The organism is Paenibacillus sp. S28, assembly GCF_016624415.1.
Classification (GTDB): Bacteria; Bacillota; Bacilli; order Paenibacillales; family Paenibacillaceae; genus Paenibacillus_AQ; species Paenibacillus_AQ favisporus.
This window is the reverse complement of the sequence record NZ_JACVTM010000009.1, coordinates 136039-157440: the sequence shown is the minus strand read 5'-3', so window position 1 is coordinate 157440 and position 21402 is coordinate 136039. Positions and strand designations below refer to the sequence as shown.

Sequence of the window (21402 nt, the reverse complement as noted above, 5' to 3'; positions counted from 1 at the left end):
CTTTCCAGTTGATGTTAGTTTCCATGTTCCATGGACCCCATATCTTCCATATTGCTCATATCCGAATGATCCATCGTTTCCGAGCCGGAATCTTTGTCACTGCTGCCGCTGCCGTGATGTCCTTCGGACATATCCATTTCAGGCGGCGGGTTGAACCCGAGGTGCGTGGAAGAGAAGGATTCCCGTCCAACGTAGGAGGTTTTCAACAGCGCGTTAAATTTGTCCTCAGTCAATTGAGGCGCGGTTTTCTTCACATCGTCGACCCATTTGCTAAAGTCTCCGGCGCTCATGGACTGTACCTCAAACTCCATCTGCGCATAGCCTTTACCGGAGAAGTTGGAGTTACGTCCCATGAAGGAACCCGGTGTGTCAGCCAGCAGGTGAAGCGTGTTGACCATGTCGCTCATGGCGTACTTCTGTCCGCCAAGCTGCGGCACCCAGAAGCTCGTAATCGGTCCGTAAGAATACAGGCGGAACTCGATCGGCCGGTTTGTAGGAATATTCACATAGTTCACCGTTTCAACGCCTTCTTCAGGATAACTGAAGTGCCATTTCCAGTTGGACGATGCGGCATAGATAACCAGCGGCTTCTGATCCTCGTAACCGGCAGGAACACTTTCCACCGCACTGGTCGTTTTGACCGTGACAACCGATAGAATGGCCACAATGATAACCGGAATCGCAATCCAGGTGAACTCGAGCCATTTGTTACCTTCTATATGAGGCGGGATATAATCGTCACTGGTTTTGCTTGCCCGGTATTTGGTCAGCATGATGATGTACAAGATGTAAACAACAATCAGGACGAAAGCCATCATCAGGATGGAGAAAATAATCGTGCTGGATTGCGTTTTTGCCTGCGGACCTTTCGGATCTAGCACGATGAGTGACGACGAGTCGCATCCGCTAAGCAGCAACATGATGGATACAAATAAACCAAAAAATAACCATCTTTTTTTCTTCACAGTGAGCTCCTTTCTAGCGTTACATGTAGCTGAATTGGTCTAAAAATAATGAACCTTATAGCCATAGCTTAGTAATCCGGGGGAATGAAAACAAATGCAACAAAAGTAATAAATGTAAATCATTTACATATATTCTGTGAACATCTTCACATGATTTTTAAAAAAACCTCAAATTGTGCGAAAAATCACTGTAATCGCTGAAAATCGGGGATTTTCATTTTTGTTCAAAATTGCACAAGGCTTTGTCAATGTTGCCAGTTTCGTCACAATTGAAAGGGCTTATCATAAGCCGTTAACGGATTTTTTCCTGCTGAAACAGCGGCTGAGGCGTCCCAAAAGCCCGCTGTATGGTACAATATGAGGGCTAATGCGGGCAGCAGCCGGCATGTGATCGCGGACAGGCAGATGGGGGGAAAACAAGAAAATGGGTGAACAAAGAGCGGTATTTTTTGACGTGGACGATACGCTGTATGACCATCTGGAACCGCTGCGGCAGGCGCTCGATCGCTTGATATCGCCGCCGGACGGCTTTCCTTATGAACAAGTATACCACCGGTTCCGGCATTATAGCGACTTGCTGTCGGCCCGGCATGGACATGTGAATGATCCGGCGAATGCGGGGGATCTGGAGGACATGCGCGAGCAGCGGATTCAGCTGGCCCTTGCGGAGTTCGGCATCGACGTGGACCGGGAGCAGGCGGCTGCGATTCAGGCGGCCTATTTGGAGGGGCAGTTCGACATTCGTCTGTTTCCGGGGGCGCAGGAGCTGATCCGGGAGCTGCAGGAGCGAGGCGATGTGGTCGGCGTGATCACCAATGGCCCGATGGAACATCAAATGAACAAAGTCCGTGCGCTTGGGCTGGACAAGCTTGTGGGCTTGGACCGGGTATTCGTGTCCGGAGCGGTGGGCATGGACAAGCCGGATCCCCGGCTGTTCCGGCATGTGAACGAGGCGACGGGAACGGAGCCTGGGGCAAGCTGGTACATCGGCGACTCCTGGAACAACGACGTCATCGGCGCGCTGGAGGTGGGGTGGACATCTGTCTGGTTTAACCATCGGAATGTCGTCGAGCCGTTTGCGACCGGACATCAGCCCCATCATATTCTGGGGGGCTACGAGGAGCTGAGATCCGTTCTGCTGGGCGGCTAGTGGGTGGTTGGCTGTTTAATGAAAAAAAGGGTGCCTGCATCCATCGGGGATGTGCAGGCACCCTTTATTTTGGAAATCGATAAGCATGGCTGCCGTGTATCGCGCCTTGAATGGGGCCGAATAACGTGCGCGCGACGCAGTCATGGTCGTATTTATTCCGGCGGGAGCGGCGGAGTTCCCGGCGGGGCTTCGGTATCGGCCCCTTTGCGTTTGTACAAAATTCGGGAAACGGCGATCCCGGCGACGCCCAGTCCGATGAACAGGATCGCCCGCACGGCCAGCGACACGCCCGGCAGGTCGAAGAAGATGACCTTGAGCAGCGTGATCAGCAGGACGATCAGTCCGGCCAGGCGGACCATCGATTTACGCACCATGACGCCGTAAATAATGACAATGATCGCATAGAGCGCGTATTCGGCCGACAGGATCAAATGCTGCAGGTCGAACGACAGATTCCGCGTCAGGACCGAGGTCACTTCCGTCAGGAAGACGATGGACAGCAGCGCGGCGGACCACATCAGGATATCTGGTACTTTCCGCTGCCATTCTTCGGCCATATGTCGGCGGAGGACCGCCGACAAGCCTGCCAGGCTGGCCAGGAGCACGATCCAGGACAGCGTTTCGATCGAAAGGATCTCGTGAATGATCAGCTGCAGAATGCTCAGTCCCCCGAACAAATACAGGATGGCGGACGTGATCTGCTGCATCCGGCTTCTCAGCAGGATGCCGAGGCCGAGCCCCAGGGACGCCTCGATCAGGACAGACAGCGGCAGTGCCTCCCGGCTGACGATTTCAACCAGCCAAATGAGCCATGCGCAGGTCGCGATCGCCATGTATTCGTGGGGAACGCGGCCGCTCATTACCCGCCAGAGGGCGATCAGGCTGTAAATAACCGCCCAGATGATCATCATCATCGATTCGGGACCGGGGCCGCCCACCTGATTGTACAAAGCGTAAATCCACAGTACGACCAGCCCGAAGCCGGTCATGAGCGACACCGTTTCGTCGACGCGGTGGCGGTACGGACGGACCAGCGAGAGGACGAGCAGCAGGGCGTGCTGCAGGAATACCGCGCCAAGGAAGACATGCCGGCTGCCTTCGAAATCACCCGCCATGTATAGAATCATCAGCGGCAGATGCAGCACGCCGATGGACACAAAATAAGCGGCGCGGTAAGCATAGCGGATCGACAGCGCCATCATCGCCAGGGAAAAGACGAGCTCGAAACCTGCGGCGATCCAGGCGTTTGGTTCCGTGGATTTCACCAGGAACGGAATGAGATAACCGCCGACGGTCATGATAATCACGAGCGTCTGGGAGCGGCGCCTTACGGCGGTCCACACCCCCAGGGCGATGGACAAGATATATAATAGGAAAGCTAACCAGGACGGAATCAATTCATATAGATGATGCGCCGCAAAAAAGGTCAGCATGAGCACGGCGACGGAGCCGCCGAGCAGCACCTGCGCCAATCCTTCCCTCTGCGCCCGGACCTGCCGCTCCCCGAAGAAGTACATGGCGCCGGCGGCAACCAGGCCGAGGAGGCAGCGTACCGGCTGCGTCAGATACCCCGCCGACACGGCGGCGATAAAGCCCCACAGGACGCCGAGCAGCAGTACGACGATAAACACGCGCGGCAGCCACACCCGGGCGATGGCATGCTCCCAGTCCACGGGCGGCTTAGGCGGCTTGGGCGGCCGCTGGGCCTGCGGCCCGGCGGGACGGGGCTGGCCATAATACGGCCCTTGGCCCGGCTGGCCTTGGTGCGGGCCCGCCTGCGCCGGGTAACCTGCGGTTCCCGGCTGGCCCGGATACGGCCCCATATCGGGACCTCCAGGGTACCCCGGCACTCCCGGCCGCCCAGGCATCGGCTGCTGGCCTGGATGCCCCTGGTAAGGATGTACCCCAGGCGGGTTCGGGTATACAGCGCCCGGTGACTGCGGCGCCGCGTAGGGAGCCTGAGGCGGAACCTGCGGCTGCACCGGCCGCTGGGCATTGGCTCCCGGGTTCACCGGCTGCTGCCGAGGATCGCCCACACCCGGCCTCTCCCGTCTAAGTTCGTTCAGCTCCAGCTCCATCGCTTTCATTTTCGCTTCGAGCTGCTCAATCCTTCTTTCCAAATCCAATAGCTGTTCACCCCTAAAAATTCCATAATTATGTATTTAACCGAGATGGTACTAATATAACACATCTCGGCTGGAACAAGAGCCATAATATGGGTGGACATGGGTAAACAGGACGGCATTCCACAAGCTTAAGGCTTGGTGGCTTGGATGACAGCCGAAACAATGTAATCCTCAATATTCGATCCTTGGACCCAATCCTTAATAAAAGCTTTGGACTCATCCTTAGGTTCAACGCTAATGTTTGTAAACCCGCTTTGTCTAAGCATCGCTTCAATTTCACTGACGGAAGAAGCCCCTGAAATGCAGCCTGAATACAACTCATCCAGGTCGTTTTTGATCTCAGGAGGTAAATCTGCTGTAGTAACGATATCCGAAATGGCCAGCCGGCCTCCGCTTTTTAGCACCCGAAAAGAATCGTGAAACACCTGCTGTTTATCTGGAGATAAATTGACCACGCAGTTCGAAATAATAGCATCAACCGTGTGATCGGCTACGGGAAGATGCTCAATTTCTCCCAGACGGAAATCGGTGTTCTTGAAATTGCCTTTCACTGCATTGCTGCGTGCACGGCTGACCATTTCGGGGGTCATGTCGACGCCGATGACTTTACCCGTATCTCCTACCTGGCGCGATGCCAGAAAACAGTCAAATCCGCCGCCACTTCCTAAATCCAGTACGACTTCACCAGCCTTTAAAGAAGCAATCGCCTGCGGGTTACCGCATCCCAAACCAAGGTTTGCGCCTTCAGGTGCCGCGTTTAATTCGTCGTCGGAGTAACCTAATCGGCTCGAGATCGAATTAAAATCGGAAGGCGTGCTGCAGCAGCTGGCTTGACTGTTGTCCGGTTGGCAGCAAGATCCAGCATTCATCTCGGCAACGACAATCTGCTTATATCGGCTACGCACGTTTTGGCGGATTTCATCATTCGTTAACTTTGACATGGATAACACTCCTTAGAATGGGTTTGGAATCGATCAATGGTCAGCAGCACTTTAGCAGCAAGCCTGAATGGGTGGAGAGCAGCAAGGAACTGACTTCGCTTTACGGACAGAATCCAGGAACTTATACCGACCCATTTTTGGTTTTTCTGTGGACCATTTCCAAGCTTGCCGAGCCGTTTTTTGCACTTGTTGTTCGTTCATTTTCATCAGGTACTCGGCGGTGTAAAAGTGATCGTACATCGAAGGACCTCCTTAAATGGTTGTGTATGTTGAATGACCCGCTGCGGGAGCAGCAAAGCCATTTGACATCAGATCAAGGCGTTGTATACGATTGAAATAATTGCAAGTTGCAAGTATTTGAGGTTAAAAAAATTTACCCTAACATCGGTTTGCAGCAATAATCGGATTTGGCCATCGCTTCATTCATCAATTTTATGGACCGGAGAACGGTTTCTTTCTCAAACTCGGTCATAAAAGAAAATACATCATCCAGATAAGCGTTCATTTGATGGTCGATGGTGGCGGCGACGTATTTCCCTTCAACCGTTAGAGCGAGCGTCGAAACCCGGCGATCTGTAGGATCTGGCGTCTTTTTGATCAGGTTCATTTTGATGAGGGATTGTATTTGTCGGCTGAATGTTGTGATATCGGTGCCTAATGCTTCTGCGATCTGCTGGATCGATGGATGGTGCCTGCGGTCAACCTCAAATAAAATGTGGCTTTGAACCGGTGTGATATCATGCCCGCCCACGGTACAGCAGTTTTTATTGAGTAAGCCAAAGCGGCGGGTCATGATCTGGAATAGTTCGCGAGTGCTTTCCATTGCGTTTTTTCACCTCGTAATTTATTTATATAGTACTTATTTGCAAAATGCAAATGTTTTTTGGGGAAAAGTTGAATTTCATTGGATTTGATTTTAATTTCTCATCATCATATCATATAAACATTCGCTTATATATCACGAAAGGAGGAGGGGCCTTATGGAACAAATTCGCGAGATGGCAGACAAGCTAAAGCTGCTTAGCGATTACACCCGCCTTACCATATTATCTTTGCTTAAGGACCGGGCATTTTGTGTTTGTGAGCTTGTTGAGATCCTGGAGGTCTCCCAGCCTGCTGTGAGCCAGCATTTAAGAAAGCTAAAATCTCAGGGGCTGGTGAAGGAAAGTAAGCGCGGACAATGGGTGTATTACTCCTTAAAGGTAGAGGATAAACCATATATTCAAGCTGTATTGGACCTCACGCCCAATTCCCAAGCTATATTAGCCGCACTTAACAAACAACATATAACTTCCGTGTGCAAATAAGTTTATTTGTTGATCATATAAGCACATAGTTATATAATGATTTGCGAATGTTTACAAACAAGATCAGCGACAGTTCGCACGGAGGTTGAAATGGTAACCGTTGTATTGGCTTGCGTCATATTTTTGATCACATTAATACTCGTCATCTGGCAGCCCAAAAACCTGTCTATCGGGTGGTCAGCTTGCGGAGGCGCTGTTCTTGCTCTGCTCGTTGGAGTGGTTCGATTCCAAGACGTTTGGGATGTCACGCAAATCGTATGGAATGCTACGCTCGCTTTTGTAGCCATCATCCTTATTTCTCTGATTCTGGACAGCATCGGATTTTTCGAGTGGGCTGCGCTGCATATGGCAAGGGCCGCCCGCGGCAGCGGTCTTCGGATGTTTATTTATGTCTCGTTCCTCGGTGCCGTTGTGGCTGCTTTTTTTGCAAATGACGGTGCTGCACTGATCCTAACGCCGATCGTTCTCGCGATGATGCGGGCGCTCAGATTCGATGAAAAGAAGGTGTTCCCGTTCATTATCGCCAGCGGGTTTATTGCAGATACGACCTCACTGCCGTTGGTTGTCAGCAACCTCGTAAATATCGTGTCTGCTGACTTCTTCGGTATTTCCTTCATGGAATACGCCGGCCATATGATCATCCCGGATTTATTTGCTCTAGGAGCCAGCATCATCGTTCTCTACCTGTTCTTCCGAAAGAGCATCCCCGCGAGGTTTGATGCCGCCGATCTAAGGAACCCGGAGGATGCGATCAAGGATCCTGCAATGTTCAGGTTATCCTGGGTTGTACTTGCCTTTCTGCTGGCCGGATACTTTGCGAGCGAATTTTTAAATATACCAGTATCCATCGTCGCTGGTGTAATCGCGATCTTCTTTTTGCTTATGGCAAGAAAAAGTCCAATCGTTCCGGTCAAGGATGTGGTTAAGGGAGCCCCGTGGGCCATCGTCTTTTTCTCCATTGGCATGTATGTGGTGGTGTATGGATTGCGGAATGCCGGGCTGACGGACTTATTAGCTCAAGTCATTCAGTCGGCAGCTGATCAGGGATTGTTTGCGGCGACGATCTCAATGGGCTTTATATCTGCCGTGCTGTCATCTGTAATGAACAATTTGCCTACCGTCATGATTGATGCCCTGGCCATACAATCCACCCACACAACCGATGCTATCAAGGAGGCTCTGGCGTATGCCAATGTCATCGGTTCCGACTTAGGACCAAAGATGACCCCCATTGGATCACTGGCGACGCTCCTGTGGCTTCATGTGCTGTCCGCCAAAGGGGTCAAAATCTCATGGGGGACGTATTTTAGAACCGGCGTCATCCTGACGATTCCTACCCTTTTGGTTACGCTGCTGGGCCTGTATTTGTGGTTGGCGATTTTATAATTTTCATATCAAGGAGACACGCTCATATGAACAAGAAAACAATTTACTTTTTGTGCACAGGCAATTCCTGCCGGAGTCAAATGGCTGAAGGCTGGGCGAAAAAATACCTCGGTGACGACTGGAATGTGTACAGTGCGGGCATTGAAGCTCATGGGCTCAATCCCAATGCCGTCAAAGCCATGGAAGAAGCAGGGATTGATATTTCCGGTCAAACCTCCGATATGATTGATCCCAAACTCCTTAACGAGGCCGATTTCGTAGTGACCCTCTGCGGCGATGCGGCGGACAAATGCCCCGTCACACCGCCGCAAGTCAGACGTGAGCATTGGGGATTTGACGATCCGGCGAAAGCCCAGGGAACAGATGAAGAGAAGTGGGCCGTATTTCAACGTGTACGTGATCAGATCGGCGAAAGAATCGAGCGATTTGCCAAAACGGGGAAATAGAAACAGCGGATAGCTGGAAATGAAATAGCGACAGTCCGGGGTTTTTTTTGTCCCAAGACTGTCGCTATTTATTTTGGGTTGCAGTGCATGACTAGAGAAGCGTTTAGCCATATTTTAAGCTTTAAACTACGGGCAGCCGGCTCAGCTGTGTCCCGACTCGGCCGCGGCTTCTTTGCTGGTGAGCACTCCCTTTTTCAAAAACCAGGTGATAATAAAGGAGACCAGGATAAACACGAACGCGATGCCGAACAAGTTTTGGAACGCGTCCACAAAGACGGTCTGCACCTTCAGCAGCAGGTCCGGTGCCAGATTTGCCGGGATGCCTCCCGTAGCCAGGTGCTCTGCGCTTCCTTCAGGAAGCTGTCCGGCAATGGAGGAGACGCCATCCTTGATATGCTTGGCAAGCAGGCTTCCGAAGACGCTGAGGCCGATCGTCGTGCCGAGCGATTGGATCAGCTGCACGGTGCCGAGAGCAATGCCGCTGTTCTCCTTGGACACCGATTCCTGCACGATCAGATTGTCGCCGCCGAACAGGGCGCCGAGGCCGAGGCCCAGAATAAAGAAGGAAGCGACGATATACACCACGGACGTGTGAATGCCGAGCTGCGTCAGAAGATAGATGCCGATGACCGGCAGGATAAAGCAAATAATAAACAGATTGCGGTATGGAACCCGGGTGATTAAAAATCCGTTAACGATGCTCGACGGAATGGCGCCGGCCATAAACGCCAGCATGAGGTACCCGGATTGCGTCGGTGTCAGCCCCATCACATTTTGGGCAAAGTACGGGAAGGTGGCGATGCCGCCCATCAGGCCCAGCATGAGAATAAAGACCAGCAGCGACAGCACGACCACATTGCGGTTACGGAACAAATGCAGCGGGATAATCGGCTCCCTGACCTTCGTCTCGATCCAGATAAACAGACCGAGCAGCAAGGCGCCGATAACCAGCAGCCCGATAATCGTTGGCGAAGACCAGGCCAGACCCTGGTTATCGATGAGAACCGGTGACATAAGCAGGGACAGCAGGCTTAAGGTAAGCACCGATGAACCAAGCCAGTCGATCGGCTTTTTCTCGTCTCCGCGCGATTCCCGCATGCCGATTCCGAGCACCAGAGCGGCGATCAGGCCAACCGGAATGTTGATCAGGAACACCCAGTGCCAGTTGACGTGACCGACCAAATATCCGCCCACCGTCGGACCCAGCAGCTGGGGAATGATCATCATGGGGCCGAACAGGCTCTGGATTTTGGCGCGTTTCTCCAGCGGGTACGAATCTCCGATGATGGCTAAGGCGATCGGCATGAGCCCCCCGGCCCCAATGCCCTGAATGCCCCGGCCGATGAGCAGCAACGTCATCGATGGGGCGAGGCCGCACACGATCGATCCTGCGATAAAGAGCGCCATGCAGCTTAAATAAACGACTTTCCGGCCGTAAATGTCGGCCAGCTTGCCGAGGATCGGCATAAAAATGGTCGCAGCCAGCATGTAAATGCCGGCGACCCAGCCGTACAGCGCCAGGCCGTGCAAATCGCGGATGATGGTAGGCATCGCCGTGGACACGACGGTTTCGTCCAGCTCCGCAAAAATCAGACCGATCATCAGTCCGATCAAAATCAGCGTGTTTCGATTTGATTTCACTCCAAACTCCCTCATTTCTCTATTGCTTTTTTGGAATGAAACCAAAATACACGATGTTTATGAACTGAATATGAACGAACCGGAAAACAAGTGAAAATAAAATACGCAACGTCGGGTCTCCATTATCCGCCGTACTTCTACGTTACCCCAGCGCTTTAATGTGCTCCGCATCCAGCATCGAATCGGCAAACCAATTCGGGTAGAGCGGGCGCGGCAGTGTGGCTTGATCCAGCAGCAGCATCTCCTCAGCCGTCAGCTCCAGGTCGATGGCTTTCAAATTGTCCTCCAGCTGGCTCATTTTGCTGGCGCCCACCAGGACGCTGCTGACGCCGGCTTTGGACAGCAGCCAGGCAAGCGATACCTGTGCTGCCGTCACGCCATGCGCATCGGCGATGCTGTGAACGTGGTCTAGCACGGCAAAACCCCATTCCTTGTCGAACGGAATGATGTCAAAGCCGCTCAGCCGTCCGTCCGGATCCTGTAAATTGCTGCGGGAATACTTGCCGCTTAGAAATCCGCCGGCCAGCGGGCTCCATACCGTCAGCCCGACGCCTGCGTCCTTCATGAACGGCAGGATATCATACTCGACGTCCCTGCCGACCAGGGAATAATACATCTGTCCGCTAATGAAGGTGGCCCAGCCCCGTTCACGCTGGATTTGCACCGCCTTGGCCGCCAGCCAGGCCGGCCAGTTGGAGAAGCCGATATAGCGGACTTTTCCCTGCCGGACCAGGTCGTTGAGCGCTTCGAGCGTTTCTTCCAGCGGCGTGAAGGGATCCGTCTTGTGAACGATGTACAAATCGATGTAATCGGTGCCGAGGCGTTTCAGGCTCGCCTCTGCGGCGGCAAACAAATGCTTGCGGGACAAGCCCGACTGAACAAGCGCAGGGCCCGCACGGAAGCCGCCTTTGGTGGCAATGACCACTTCCTGCCGGCGGGACCCGAGCAGCTGCCCCAGCATTTCCTCACTTTGCCCGTCGGCATAACCATCCGCAGTATCGAAGAAATTGATGCCTGCCGCCAGCGCCTCGTCCACCAGCTGCCGGGCAGCTGATGGGCCTACCTTATAGACGCTTGGGAGGTTTCCCGTGCCAAAAGTCATTGCTCCGAATGCCAGTTTGGACACGATCAGTCCCGAGTTTCCGAGTCTTGCATATTTCATGCTTTAACGCCTCCATTCATGTTATAGGGTTGGTGCCCTTCTTGAACCCAAGTATACGGGGAATCCGGGGACGGTTTCTTGAACCGGTTGATCGTCTTTTTTGAACAAAATGCTCATTTGGGCCGAAGTACCCTTTGTCAGGGAAGGAAGCAGCGTTTAGAATGGAAAAAAAAGCGTTTCATTTGCATCCAGGCGGCAGGGAGGAGAACGCATTGCCGATACGGCCAGCATTGGGAAAGGGTGAAAACAGGATCGTGGAGAAGCCGGAGTATACGTTGTCCAGTTTGGAGCAAGTCCCCCCGCAGGAAGCCTTTGAGCCGGTATTAACGGGGCACCTCATGGTCATTCACCGTACCAAGGAGCCGGTCCGCGTGTTTGAGCGGTCCGACGGATACAGCGGGGAAGGGGTGGCCTGGCCTGGACATATCAACGTATTTTCTGCAGGCGACATGTCATTGTGCCGGTGGGACAGGGAGCTGGATTTCTACCGTCTCGACCTGAGCCCTGACCTGGTCCAAAAGGTAGCCGGTGAGCTGGAGCTCCCAGGAGGAGCCAGGCAGATCGATTTCGCGACGCAGATCCGGCTGCAGGATGAACGGCTCGTCCAGCTGGTCCGCTGGCTCCACGAAGAGCAGCAGAGCGGGGGGATGGGCGGCAGGCTCTACTCGGATTCCTTGATGCGCATGCTCACCGTCCATATGCTCGACCGCTACGGTTCAGGCACCAAAGCCGGGAGCCGGGCGGCCCCGCATAAGCTGGACAAAAATCAGCTGGATCAAGCGCTGCAGTACATCGATGCTTTTCTGGACCAGGATATCTCTCTCGAAGACCTGGCTGCAGCCGCCCATATCAGCTCGTCTCATCTGGTGAGGCTGTTTAAACAGACCACAGGCCTGCCGCCGCACCAGTATATTATCCGGGAGCGGATCCGCAGGTCACAGCAGCTGCTGCTGTCCGGTCTTCCCGTTCACGAAGTGGCGGCAGTGCTTAACTTCAGCGACCAAAGCCATTTTCACCGGCATTTCAAGCGGGTGCTCGGCGTTACGCCGCGCCAATTCGTCCTCGGTTCCCGCTAGGGCAGGAGCAGACTTGGCCGATATATACAAAAAAATAGAGGCATTTCGCCTCTATTTCAGAACATTTTCGCCAGTGATATCAATCCCGTAATCGTAATAATGTTAAACAGCGTGGAAATCAGGACGGTTTGCGCCGCAAAATCCGGCTCGTTGTTGTACTCTTCCGCCAAAATCGACGTGTTGACCCCGGTCGGCATGCCGGATGCGATGAGCAGCGCCTGGGCCGGAATTCCCTTCATTCCGAGCGCAAACACGAGCGTTACGCCGATGACCGGGCCGATGATAAGGCGGAGGAACAAGCTGATATATACATCCACACGGTACAGTTTGAGCGGATACTTGACGATCTGGGCCCCCAGCGTCAGCAGGGCGACGGCCACCATCGACTGCTGGGCATAGGTGAGCGGCTGCGATACGAACAGGGGCAGCGGGGCATGCACGGCATGCAGCACGATTCCGAGCACGAGCGCATACGGGACTGGCATTTTCAGAAAACCGATAATCATGCTGCGGTAATTGCCTTTCAGCTTGGCGCCCTGAATCGATATGACTCCGTAAGTGAACGTCAGGAGGCTCTGCAGCGACATGATCAGCGCCTGCATGGAGCTGGCGAGGGGGTCCCCCTTGAACACAAGGGCATTGATCGGCATCCCGTAGTTGCCCGAGTTGTCCAGCATGATGCTGTTGTTGAACGCGGCGCGCATGCTTTTGGTGAATTTCAGCGGGCGGGCGACCAAGGTCCCTATCACGTAAAGAATGAATACATATAATGCGTAAAAGAGTGTCACATTCCCGAGCAGCTCGCCCGACATATCCGAATGATACATGCTCATAAAGACGGCGGCAGGGGTTATGCAGTAAAAATTGATTTTGGCCAGTGTGTACAAATCCAGGCGGAACACGCGCTGCATCCATGAACCGATTCCAATCAGCACAAAGACGGGCAGCACCACTTCCAGAAGTATGTCTCCAATCATAGCTCAGCTTCCTTTTTCGAGATCATTGTCATGATGTATTTGAAACCAACCTCTTCATTATAGCACCGTACCTGGAGCCGTGATGAAAAAAATAGGGAGGAACCGAGGGGCGGGGGGCGCACCTTGCTATGGCGTATCCCAAAAACAAACAGATGGTTGGAGAAAACGTTTTAATATGGAAAACCCTTCATTTTGATGCAGAAAAAACCGAAATATACAACAAGGAATGCAAGGAGTTACCAAGCCTAAAGCCCGCAACGGTCAAGATGGGAACGTTCCCGTCCTGGATAACCGATACAGGAAGCCGCAGGCGGCAAGCACTTTCGGCAGTTTATATGCCGACACTCAAGATGAGTATGCACCCCCTTACTTCGCGCCGGCAAGCCATACCGGCTTCAGTTCCTGCAGAAGTGCTGCTCCAAGGGAGGTATGATTGGGAATGAGTCCATACACGACAAACTCGAGCCTGGTTAAAGAAAGGGAACTTTACACGGATGGGGATTCCCTCCAGTCCGCCAAGACCCGAATTTGGAGTGAATTATCCAGGAGTCATATGAATCTGGCGATCCTGCTCAAAGAGGAGGGACAGCTGCAGCCGGCACTGATTCTCGCCCATATGGCGGCGAAAACCAAGCTGAAGGAGATCGCTCTGCATCTTAGGCTCGATGTCCCTCCGGATTGCATGCCCTACGAGGATTTAATTGGCCGGGCGCGGGAAATCGCATTAATCGATTTGGAGACGGAGCTGTTCCTGAACACGCTCAGCTATATTGCCGAGCCGGAAAATATGTCGCTCCTCAAAGATGTGCATGCCGAGCATGTGGACATGATGTTGGAACGGGTTCGCGCCCTTTTGGAGGAGATAAGCTGGAAGGCCGCTCCTTCGATGATGGAATCGAAATAAGCGTGAAACTGCCTTTTCCGGTAAATAAAAGAGACGGTCCCAATAAAGGGGATCGTCTCTTTTGTCAATACATCTATTTATTTGGCTTCACCCACAACGGTGAACCGTTCGTTCCGATGCTGCGGATGCTCGATTTCATCAAGGACGGCAATCGCGTAATCCGCGTAGCTGATATAGCTGCTGCCGGCTGAGTTGACGAGAAGCTGGTCCTTTCCGGTCTGGTAGGAGCCGGTTCTTGCCCCTTCGGGATCAAAAAAGGCCGACGGACTGATAAAGGTCCACTGAATCCCGCTGGACTGCTGAAGATCCTCGAGGTTTTTGCCCTGATTGGATGCCGTAGCGAAGTATTCCTTCGGAAAATCCGGCGTATCCAGGACGCGGGTGGTCTGTGCTTCGTCGACAAACAGGCTGCCTGCGCCTCCCACGACGATCAGCCGAGTTGACGGTGCTTCCTTCAGGGCGGAAATGAGCGATCTTCCGGCTTCGACGTGAAGATGCTCGTCCCCGGGCTTGGCGCCGAAGGCGTTGACGACAACATCAAATGGCTTCACATCTTCAGCCGTCAGGTCAAACACATTTTTCTCCAGAACGCTGACGTTCCCCGTAACGCGGCCTGCATCACGAACGATCGCCGTCACCTGGTGTCCGCGGTTCAACGCTTCCTCTACAATAAGGCGTCCAGCCTTGCCGCTGGCTCCAATAACTCCAATATTCATAAAAAAGTTCCCTCCTGGTTATCATGTTCTTTCCTGTAACTATTGTAGTTACATGTTGGGCGAATGTCAAATCAAAAAGGACGGCAAACCTTCGATACGAAAAAAACACGCCCCTCTTCCGGGCCGGGAGTCGGGGCGTGCGTTACATTTCATGCGCTTCGATGTCTTGGATGATGTCCTGGAGCTTAACGGCAGCGAGCACGTTCTCCATCGCTTTCTGGGCGCTGGTGAACAGCGGGACGATCACTCCCTGGATGTTGCGGCCCACCGTGCAATCCGGGTTGGGAGAATCATGGACGCCGAACAGGCCGTTCTCCTCCACGACGTTAACCGCATTATAAATGTCCAGCAGCGTTATATCACTAGGATCCTTGGCCAGCTTGGCACCGGGAACCCCCGGCTTCACTTCGACCAATCCCGCCTTGCTGAGCATGCCTGTAATTCTCCGGATCACGACCGGGTTCGTGTTGACGCTTGAAGCTATAAAATCAGACGTATTGGTACCCGTCTTGTTGATTTCCAGAATCGAAAGGATATGAATAGCCACGGAAAACCGGCTGCTGATATTCATGGATTATGCCTCCTTGCCGCCGCCCTGTACTGGGAGTAATAAGATTATTTTATCATAAAAGGCGTTCTGCTGCGCAGCATGGCCCGAAGGGGCCAGAAAGTTTTCAGAAGGGATGGCGCAATCCGCGAATCCTTGGCCAAGTGGCTGGAATATAATGTATTGAAAAGGGAGGAATGCTCGGCTACACTATGGTTGCATCATTCAATGATAACGCTTCATGACAGATCCGGCAGACGCACGAAAGGCTCTAACCTTCCAAGGTTCCAGCTACTTTAGAGAGATGGGGTTGTTGGCTATGGGGCTTTACCTGTTTCTTTACCTGTTATTTGTTATCGGCATCCTTTCCGGGATTGTTTTGTTCCGCAAAAATCGGGTCCCTCGCAGCGATGGCGCAGGGCGGCAGGCGGGGGCTAAGCTCTCCGTGATCATTCCGGCGCGGAATGAGGAGAAGAATCTGGCTTTTCTCCTGGAATCGCTCGGGGCTCAAAGCTTACAGCCGCATGAGATCATTGTCGTCGACGACGGCTCGCAGGACCGGACCCGGGACGTCGCCGCGAGCTTCGGGGTGACCATCGTGCAGAATCCGCCGCTTCCTCCCGGATGGACGGGAAAAACATGGGCCGTGTGGAACGGCTATCTTCATGCTTCCGGGGATACGTTCGTTTTTCTGGATGCCGACATCCGCTTGTCACCGCATGCGCTGGATTCGCTTCTGCAGCTTCGCTCCCGTACCGGTGGCGTCATTTCCGTCGTCCCCTTTCACCACACCGAGAAATTTTACGAACGCCTTGCACTCATTCCGAATATTTTGGGCGTATTTGCGTTTACCTCCCCTTTTGAACGCCGCAATCTCCGGAAAGGACTTTACGGCTCCTGCATTTTGACAACAAGGCAAGATTATGAGCAGGTCGGCGGCCACAGCAGCATCCGGTCGGAAATACTGGATGATTTAAACCTGGGCGCCAAGTACATGGAAGCCGGGATCGACGTAACGAATTTTATCGGCCGGGGGATGGTATCGTTCCGCATGTACCCGCACGGTATTAAAAGCGAGCTGCAGGGATTCGGCAAAGGGGCGGTGCTGAGCACGGCCAAGCTGAGTCCATGGACGATCGTGCTGATTGCGCTCTGGTTTATCGGATTGGTCTGCTCCACAGGGGTGTTCTTTCTATGGAACACGCCATGGGGAATCCCCTTGTTCGCGGGCTACTTGCTGTATATGGCGCACATCGGCTATCTGATCAAAAATGTAGGCAAATTCGGCTTCGTGATGCCTGTTCTTCAAATTTTATCCACGATCTTTTTCCTGGTGGTGATGCTGTATTCCGCTTATCAGGTCATGTTTCTGGGGCATGTCATGTGGAAGGACAGGGCCGTGGATGTTGGGGGTCATAGGGAACCATGATGATTCTGCTGCTGACGGCTGTGGAATTTCTGTGCGGCTCGCTGATGTTCTCGTATTGGCTGGGCCGGGCGGCGCACAAGGATTTGAAGGCGGTGGGAGACGGGAACCCGGGTGCGTTCAACCTCTGGAGCGCTGCGGGGTATAAGCTGGGTCTGGCGGGGGTAGCGCTGGACTTTTTGAAGGGATATGTGCCCCTGGTATGGATCGCCGGCAGCGGCACTGTGCACGGGTATGGTATGGTGGCTGTCGCCGCGGCCCCGGTTGCGGGGCATGCCTTCTCGCCGTTTCTGAAATTCAAGGGAGGCAAGGCAATCGCCGTCACCTTCGGGGTATGGAGCGCCTTGACCCGGTTTGAGGTATCGCTGGCGCTGGCCGTCATTCTGGCGCTGCTGCTGATCGGCTCCAAGCTGATGAGCCGGCGGCCCTTATCCACGGAAGCGAGCGGCTTCCAGGTGGTGGCCGGCTTCATGCTCGTCTCCGTCTATCTGATCGCCCGGGGCTTCCCGGGACCATATTTGTGCATATGGCTCGTAAATCTGCTGATTCTCGTCTATACGAATAAAAGGAAGCTGGAAGTATTTTTAAAAAGGTACAGCGGGCGGCGAGGAGGTTAACATTGTGTGCTGCCTATGCAGGGTAAATTGAAACGCGGGTGGGCAGGAGGCAAGGGCGGACGCTAAATGCGGGCTTGCCTTTTAGGCAGCGGCATCGAGCTTTCGCATCCGCGGCTCAGGCTTAAGCCTGGAGGTCAAAGCGGCTGGTCGCCCGCGCCTTTTTCGCTTAGCACCTGCTCCACTTTGGTGATATGGGCCTCCATCCGGGCCAGGGCCTCCTTGGCATCCTGAGTCCGGATCGCCTCGTAGATGGACGCATGCTCCTGCAGCAGCCGCTCGGCGGAGGAGCGCTCGGCATAGAACCACAAGGCGCGCATATCCTTCATGTTTTCATGCAGCTTGTTCGATAACGATTCCATCAAATCCAGCAGCAGCGGATTGTGCGTTGCCGCGGCGATTTGCTGATGGAATTTCACGTCCGCCTGCTCGCTGACCTGCTCATCGGCGGCGTTCTCCATTTCGCGCAGTATTTCCTCAAAAGCCGCCAGATCCGCCTCACTGCGATTCGATGCGGCAACGGAGGCGCAGCCGGTCTCCAGCACGCGCCGGACCTCAAGCAGATGGCGCAGCGAAGCCGCGCGTCCCTCCCACAGGTCCGCGTAGAGCTGTCCGGGATGTACCGGCAGCGGATCGGCGGGCGGTGTACGCACAAACGTGCCTCCGCCCTGGCGGATATCCAGCAGCCCCATCGCTTTCAGAGCGCTGAGCGCCTCGCGGATGGTCGATCTGCCCACATTGTACTGGAGCGCCAGGTCCACGACCGAGGAGAGGCGGTCCCCCGGCTGAAGTGAGCCCTCGTCCATCTGCCGCTTCAAATCATTCATTACCCACTCATATTGTTTCAACGGCCGCTGCGAATTCATCGTTCAAGCGTCCCTCCGTTTAAAGTTTTTACTAGTCATTCCTTGATCTACGGGGAATAATTGTGTCTAAAATGTGACTTTCTTGAATTCAATCTATATAGATTCATTTATTTTAGTGTATACTTGATCACAATAAAAGTCATCAGATGACCTGACTAATTTATACGCACTGATATCGATTATGGAATGTAAAGGAGTGTTTTCCTTGCTGCAGGAAGACGTAAAACGCGAGCTTGTCGCCATTTTGGGCAGCTCTTATGTAAAGGATGATCCCCAGTCGCTGGTCACGCATTCGTATGACGGCACGCCGATGCTGCAGTCGCTGCCGGATGCAGTCGTATACCCGGAAAATACCAGCCAGGTCTCCGAAGTCATGAAGGTGCTGAGCCGGCATAAAATCCCTGTCGTCGGCCGGGGTTCGGGAACGAACCTGTGCGGCGGCACGGTGCCCGTTCAAGGCGGCGTCGTCATGGTCATGCACCGGATGAACCGGATCCTCGAGATCGATATGGAAAATTTAACGGCGATCGTTCAGCCCGGGCTAAATACGAAACAGTTTATTACGCATGTGGAGGAGCTCGGCCTGTTCTACCCGCCGGATCCGAGCAGCATGTCGATCTCGACCCTCGGCGGCAATATCGCCGAATGCTCGGGCGGCCTGCGCGGGCTGAAATACGGAACGACCAAGGATTATGTGATCGGGCTGGAGGCCGTCCTGGCGAGCGGCGACATCATTCGAACCGGCGGCAAGCTGATGAAGGATGTGGCCGGTTACGATCTGACGAAGCTGCTGGTCGGTTCGGAGGGAACGCTGGCCATCATCACGGAGGCGACGCTGAAGCTGATTCCGCCGCCGAAGTACAAGAAGACGATGCTGGCGATGTACAAGGATTTGTATGGCGCGGCCCGTACGGTATCCAAAATCATCGAGAACCGGATCATTCCGGCTACCCTGGAAATTCTCGACCGCTCCACGATCCGGGTTGTGGACGATTATGCGAAGCTGGGGCTGCCGCTCGACATGGAAGCGATCCTGCTGATCGAACAGGACGGCGACATGGAAACCGTGGAGCGGGATATTGCGCTTATCACGGAGATCTGCCGAAGCGAGCAAGCCGATCAGGTGAGTATCGCGGCGAGCGCGGAGGAGGCCGAGAGGCTGCTGACCGCCCGGCGCAGCGCGTTTACCGCGCTGGCAAGACTGAAGCCGACGACGATTCTTGAGGACGCGACGGTGCCGCGTTCCAAGATTGCGGATATGGTGCTTGAGATCAACCGCATCGCGAAGAAATATGACGTCCAGATCTGCACCTTCGGCCATGCGGGAGACGGCAACCTTCATCCGACGGCAACAACCGATGCGCGCAATCAGGAGGAAATTCACCGGGTGGACGAAGCGTTCGAGGAAATCTTCGAAGCAGCGATCCGGCTCGGGGGAACGATTACCGGCGAGCACGGGGTCGGATTGGTTAAATCGCCGTTCCTCGAATGGAAAGTCGGGGCAGCGGGGATGGAAGTCATGAAGGCGATCAAGCAGTCCTTTGATCCGCATAACCTGCTGAATCCGGGGAAAATGTTCGCAAAAGAAACGAGAAAACGGGTGGTGATCGATCGTGGGTAACGCGGTGAACGTGAAGGAGCGGGCGAATCCGCTCGCCGAGACGCTCCGGCTGCGCCTCGATGAGGATCAGCTGACCAACTGCATGCGGTGCGGCTTCTGCCTTCCGGCGTGTCCGACCTTTGCCGAGACGGGCATCGAGGCCGAGTCGCCGCGTGGCCGGATTGCCCTGATGAAGGCCGTCGCGGACGGCATTATGGAGCCGGATGGGGCGTTCGAGGAGCAGATGAACCACTGCCTCGGCTGCCGCGCCTGCGAGCCGGCCTGTCCGGCGGGCGTCAAATACGGGCAGCTTATTGAACAGGCAAGGGACGCGATCGAGGATCACAAGCAGCATAAACCGCTGGTGAAGGCTGCCCGTCATGCGGCGTTCAAAACGGTTTTTCCGCATCAGAAGCGGATGAAGCTCGTGGGCCGAGGCCTCGAGCTGTACCAGAAGTCGGGGCTGCGGAAGGTAGCGCGGTCCACCGGCATCATGAAGCTGTTTCCGAAGCATATCAGCGATATGGAGAAAATATTGCCCGAAGCTTCGCGCAAGGGCGTGCTGGAGAAGATCGGCGCGTATCACCCGGCAAAAGGCGAGAAAATCGCAACTGCAGCGCTCTTCAGAGGCTGCATTATGGATGTGCTGTTCACGGACACGAACATTCATACCGTGGATCTGCTTACCGCAGCCGGCTTCGATGTAGTGATTCCGGCGGCGCAGAACTGCTGCGGCGCCCTGCATGCGCACAGCGGCGAGGCGGAAGGAGCGCGGGAGCTCGCCCGCAGCAACATCCGCGCCTTCAAGGAGGCGAATGTGGACTATATCGTCTCCAATGCGGGCGGCTGTGGGGCGATCCTGACCGAATACGACCATCTGCTGCATGAAGATCCGCAGTGGCGGGAGGATGCAGCCTGGTTCGCCGGGCGTGTCGTCGACGTCAGCGAGCTGCTTGTCCGTGCGGGCCGAAGCTTAAACTTCGGCGTTCCTTCGGCAGGACCTGCTCCAGAAGGGGACCCGAAGGTGAGAATCACCTATCAGGATTCCTGCCATCTGCGCAACGTGATGAAATCGGCGGACGCCCCCCGCGTTTTAATGCGCCAAGTGGAGGGCGCCGAGTTTATCGAAATGAAAAACGCCGATCGCTGCTGCGGCTCAGCCGGCGTCTACAACGTGACGCAACCGGAAATGGCCGGTAGCATTCTGGATCACAAGATGGAGCATGTGGAAGTGACGCATGCCCAGTATCTGCTGACCAGCAATCCCGGCTGCCTGCTCCAGATGAAGCACGGCATCGAGAAGGAAGGCCTCAGCGGCAGCATGAAGGCCGTCCATATCGTCGATTTTCTGCATGAGCGGCTGCAGGAGCGGACCGAATAGGCAGAAGGAATCGCAAGGGGAACCGGATCCGGTAGATCGAAATTGAAATCAGAGAAATGGATCATTGAAGATTCGAATCATATCAGAATCGATATTTTAAATCATGCTGCAATGGATTTGAGAGCGACGATGATATTTCGCAATCAAATCGGAATCAGCAGCGCAATTGAT

At 54.2% G+C, this 21402-nt stretch carries 22 protein-coding genes; 12 read left to right on the top strand and 10 right to left on the bottom strand.

Translation table 11 applies throughout. The annotated features are described in order from the left end of the window. Positions 1-14: 14 nt before the first annotated feature. Complete coding sequence (gene qoxA, locus IAE55_RS21550) at positions 15-965, bottom strand: cytochrome aa3 quinol oxidase subunit II (RefSeq protein WP_373309628.1); 951 nt, start codon at positions 963-965, stop codon at positions 15-17. 424 nt (positions 966-1389) lie between these two features. Between qoxA and IAE55_RS21545 the strand changes: the two genes are divergently transcribed. Beyond that, positions 1390-2115 (top strand): HAD family hydrolase, encoded by a 726-nt coding sequence (locus IAE55_RS21545; protein ID WP_200633858.1) that lies wholly within the window; start codon positions 1390-1392, stop codon positions 2113-2115. Between the two features lie 152 nt (positions 2116-2267). Here the strand turns inward: IAE55_RS21545 and IAE55_RS21540 are convergent, their stop codons facing one another. Beyond that, entirely contained in the window at positions 2268-4241 is a 1974-nt protein-coding gene (locus IAE55_RS21540) for a DUF2339 domain-containing protein (RefSeq protein ID WP_200633857.1), read from the bottom strand. A gap of 128 nt (positions 4242-4369) precedes the next feature. Further along, positions 4370-5182 carry an arsenite methyltransferase gene (locus IAE55_RS21535; RefSeq protein WP_200633856.1) on the bottom strand — a complete coding sequence of 271 codons (813 nt, stop codon included), beginning with the start codon at positions 5180-5182 and terminating at the stop codon, positions 4370-4372. Positions 5183-5199: 17 nt separating this feature from the next. Here IAE55_RS21535 and IAE55_RS21530 point away from each other — a divergent pair, with 17 nt between their 5' ends. Continuing rightward, entirely contained in the window at positions 5200-5517 is a 318-nt protein-coding gene (locus IAE55_RS21530) for a hypothetical protein (RefSeq protein ID WP_200633855.1), read from the top strand. A 38-nt stretch (positions 5518-5555) separates the two neighbouring features. Here the strand turns inward: IAE55_RS21530 and IAE55_RS21525 are convergent, their stop codons facing one another. After that, entirely contained in the window at positions 5556-6005 is a 450-nt protein-coding gene (locus IAE55_RS21525; RefSeq protein ID WP_200633854.1) for a MarR family winged helix-turn-helix transcriptional regulator, read from the bottom strand. A gap of 157 nt (positions 6006-6162) precedes the next feature. Here IAE55_RS21525 and IAE55_RS21520 point away from each other — a divergent pair, with 157 nt between their 5' ends. The 3 genes from IAE55_RS21520 (at position 6163) to arsC (ending at position 8321) form a co-directional block, all read left to right on the top strand. Then, the gene (locus IAE55_RS21520; RefSeq protein WP_200633853.1) at positions 6163-6489 is read left to right on the top strand and encodes an ArsR/SmtB family transcription factor; all 327 of its coding nucleotides are present in this window, start codon (positions 6163-6165) and stop codon (positions 6487-6489) included. A gap of 90 nt (positions 6490-6579) precedes the next feature. Beyond that, positions 6580-7875 carry an arsenic transporter gene (locus IAE55_RS21515; protein ID WP_200633852.1) on the top strand — a complete coding sequence of 432 codons (1296 nt, stop codon included), beginning with the start codon at positions 6580-6582 and terminating at the stop codon, positions 7873-7875. A gap of 26 nt (positions 7876-7901) precedes the next feature. Further along, positions 7902-8321, top strand: coding sequence for an arsenate reductase (thioredoxin) (arsC, locus tag IAE55_RS21510; RefSeq protein WP_200633851.1), 420 nt, complete (start codon positions 7902-7904; stop codon positions 8319-8321). Positions 8322-8462: 141 nt separating this feature from the next. Here arsC and IAE55_RS21505 read toward each other — a convergent pair whose 3' ends face one another. Together IAE55_RS21505 and IAE55_RS21500 are read right to left on the bottom strand one after the other, a co-directional pair. After that, positions 8463-9962 (bottom strand): MDR family MFS transporter, encoded by a 1500-nt coding sequence (locus IAE55_RS21505; protein WP_325168675.1) that lies wholly within the window; start codon positions 9960-9962, stop codon positions 8463-8465. A gap of 142 nt (positions 9963-10104) precedes the next feature. Then, complete coding sequence (locus IAE55_RS21500; RefSeq protein WP_200633849.1) at positions 10105-11124, bottom strand: aldo/keto reductase; 1020 nt, start codon at positions 11122-11124, stop codon at positions 10105-10107. Between the two features lie 161 nt (positions 11125-11285). Here IAE55_RS21500 and IAE55_RS21495 point away from each other — a divergent pair, with 161 nt between their 5' ends. After that, positions 11286-12200, top strand: coding sequence for a helix-turn-helix transcriptional regulator (locus IAE55_RS21495; protein WP_200633848.1), 915 nt, complete (start codon positions 11286-11288; stop codon positions 12198-12200). 56 nt (positions 12201-12256) lie between these two features. On the opposite strand, the gene IAE55_RS21490 is transcribed toward IAE55_RS21495, so the two are convergent. After that, entirely contained in the window at positions 12257-13177 is a 921-nt protein-coding gene (locus tag IAE55_RS21490; RefSeq protein WP_076173632.1) for an AEC family transporter, read from the bottom strand. A gap of 128 nt (positions 13178-13305) precedes the next feature. Here IAE55_RS21490 and IAE55_RS21485 point away from each other — a divergent pair, with 128 nt between their 5' ends. Together IAE55_RS21485 and IAE55_RS21480 are read left to right on the top strand one after the other, a co-directional pair. Continuing rightward, the gene (locus IAE55_RS21485; protein ID WP_145163366.1) at positions 13306-13620 is read left to right on the top strand and encodes a hypothetical protein; all 315 of its coding nucleotides are present in this window, start codon (positions 13306-13308) and stop codon (positions 13618-13620) included. After that, positions 13617-14081, top strand: coding sequence for a hypothetical protein (locus IAE55_RS21480; RefSeq protein ID WP_146116434.1), 465 nt, complete (start codon positions 13617-13619; stop codon positions 14079-14081). The genes IAE55_RS21485 and IAE55_RS21480 overlap by 4 nt, the downstream gene beginning before the upstream one ends. A gap of 77 nt (positions 14082-14158) precedes the next feature. On the opposite strand, the gene IAE55_RS21475 is transcribed toward IAE55_RS21480, so the two are convergent. Continuing rightward, complete coding sequence (locus IAE55_RS21475; protein ID WP_200633847.1) at positions 14159-14797, bottom strand: NAD(P)-dependent oxidoreductase; 639 nt, start codon at positions 14795-14797, stop codon at positions 14159-14161. A gap of 142 nt (positions 14798-14939) precedes the next feature. Then, positions 14940-15368, bottom strand: a complete 429-nt coding sequence (locus IAE55_RS21470) for an Rrf2 family transcriptional regulator (protein WP_145163360.1) — start codon at positions 15366-15368, stop codon at positions 14940-14942. Between the two features lie 295 nt (positions 15369-15663). On the opposite strand from IAE55_RS21470, the gene IAE55_RS21465 reads away from it, so the two are divergent. Together IAE55_RS21465 and IAE55_RS21460 are read left to right on the top strand one after the other, a co-directional pair. Next, positions 15664-16773 carry a glycosyltransferase family 2 protein gene (locus tag IAE55_RS21465; protein ID WP_200633846.1) on the top strand — a complete coding sequence of 370 codons (1110 nt, stop codon included), beginning with the start codon at positions 15664-15666 and terminating at the stop codon, positions 16771-16773. Beyond that, on the top strand, positions 16770-17387 hold the full coding sequence (locus IAE55_RS21460; RefSeq protein ID WP_325168674.1) for a glycerol-3-phosphate acyltransferase: 618 nt from the start codon (positions 16770-16772) through the stop codon (positions 17385-17387). Before IAE55_RS21465 ends, IAE55_RS21460 begins: the two co-directional genes overlap by 4 nt. Positions 17388-17521: 134 nt before the next feature. Here IAE55_RS21460 and IAE55_RS21455 read toward each other — a convergent pair whose 3' ends face one another. Continuing rightward, complete coding sequence (locus IAE55_RS21455) at positions 17522-18250, bottom strand: FadR/GntR family transcriptional regulator (RefSeq protein WP_200633845.1); 729 nt, start codon at positions 18248-18250, stop codon at positions 17522-17524. Positions 18251-18455: 205 nt separating this feature from the next. On the opposite strand from IAE55_RS21455, the gene IAE55_RS21450 reads away from it, so the two are divergent. Then, positions 18456-19871: an FAD-binding oxidoreductase gene (locus tag IAE55_RS21450; RefSeq protein WP_145163355.1), complete on the top strand. Its 1416-nt coding sequence runs from the start codon at positions 18456-18458 to the stop codon at positions 19869-19871. Then, complete coding sequence (locus IAE55_RS21445) at positions 19864-21231, top strand: (Fe-S)-binding protein (protein ID WP_325168673.1); 1368 nt, start codon at positions 19864-19866, stop codon at positions 21229-21231. The genes IAE55_RS21450 and IAE55_RS21445 overlap by 8 nt, the downstream gene beginning before the upstream one ends. Positions 21232-21402: the final 171 nt, after the last annotated feature.

Coding starts and splice junctions, on each gene's coding strand:
- IAE55_RS21480 (WP_146116434.1), top strand. CDS start 13,617: ATGAGTCCATACACGACAAACTCGAGCCTGGTTAAAGAAAGGGAACTT.
- IAE55_RS21485 (WP_145163366.1), top strand. CDS start 13,306: ATGGCGTATCCCAAAAACAAACAGATGGTTGGAGAAAACGTTTTAATA.
- IAE55_RS21490 (WP_076173632.1), bottom strand. CDS start 13,177: ATGATTGGAGACATACTTCTGGAAGTGGTGCTGCCCGTCTTTGTGCTG.
- IAE55_RS21500 (WP_200633849.1), bottom strand. CDS start 11,124: ATGAAATATGCAAGACTCGGAAACTCGGGACTGATCGTGTCCAAACTG.
- IAE55_RS21530 (WP_200633855.1), top strand. CDS start 5,200: ATGGGTTTGGAATCGATCAATGGTCAGCAGCACTTTAGCAGCAAGCCT.
- IAE55_RS21475 (WP_200633847.1), bottom strand. CDS start 14,797: ATGAATATTGGAGTTATTGGAGCCAGCGGCAAGGCTGGACGCCTTATT.
- IAE55_RS21535 (WP_200633856.1), bottom strand. CDS start 5,182: ATGTCAAAGTTAACGAATGATGAAATCCGCCAAAACGTGCGTAGCCGA.
- IAE55_RS21495 (WP_200633848.1), top strand. CDS start 11,286: ATGGAAAAAAAAGCGTTTCATTTGCATCCAGGCGGCAGGGAGGAGAAC.
- IAE55_RS21460 (WP_325168674.1), top strand. CDS start 16,770: ATGATGATTCTGCTGCTGACGGCTGTGGAATTTCTGTGCGGCTCGCTG.
- IAE55_RS21525 (WP_200633854.1), bottom strand. CDS start 6,005: ATGGAAAGCACTCGCGAACTATTCCAGATCATGACCCGCCGCTTTGGC.
- IAE55_RS21545 (WP_200633858.1), top strand. CDS start 1,390: ATGGGTGAACAAAGAGCGGTATTTTTTGACGTGGACGATACGCTGTAT.
- arsC (WP_200633851.1), top strand. CDS start 7,902: ATGAACAAGAAAACAATTTACTTTTTGTGCACAGGCAATTCCTGCCGG.
- IAE55_RS21465 (WP_200633846.1), top strand. CDS start 15,664: ATGGGGCTTTACCTGTTTCTTTACCTGTTATTTGTTATCGGCATCCTT.
- IAE55_RS21455 (WP_200633845.1), bottom strand. CDS start 18,250: ATGAATTCGCAGCGGCCGTTGAAACAATATGAGTGGGTAATGAATGAT.
- IAE55_RS21515 (WP_200633852.1), top strand. CDS start 6,580: ATGGTAACCGTTGTATTGGCTTGCGTCATATTTTTGATCACATTAATA.
- IAE55_RS21470 (WP_145163360.1), bottom strand. CDS start 15,368: ATGAATATCAGCAGCCGGTTTTCCGTGGCTATTCATATCCTTTCGATT.
- IAE55_RS21520 (WP_200633853.1), top strand. CDS start 6,163: ATGGAACAAATTCGCGAGATGGCAGACAAGCTAAAGCTGCTTAGCGAT.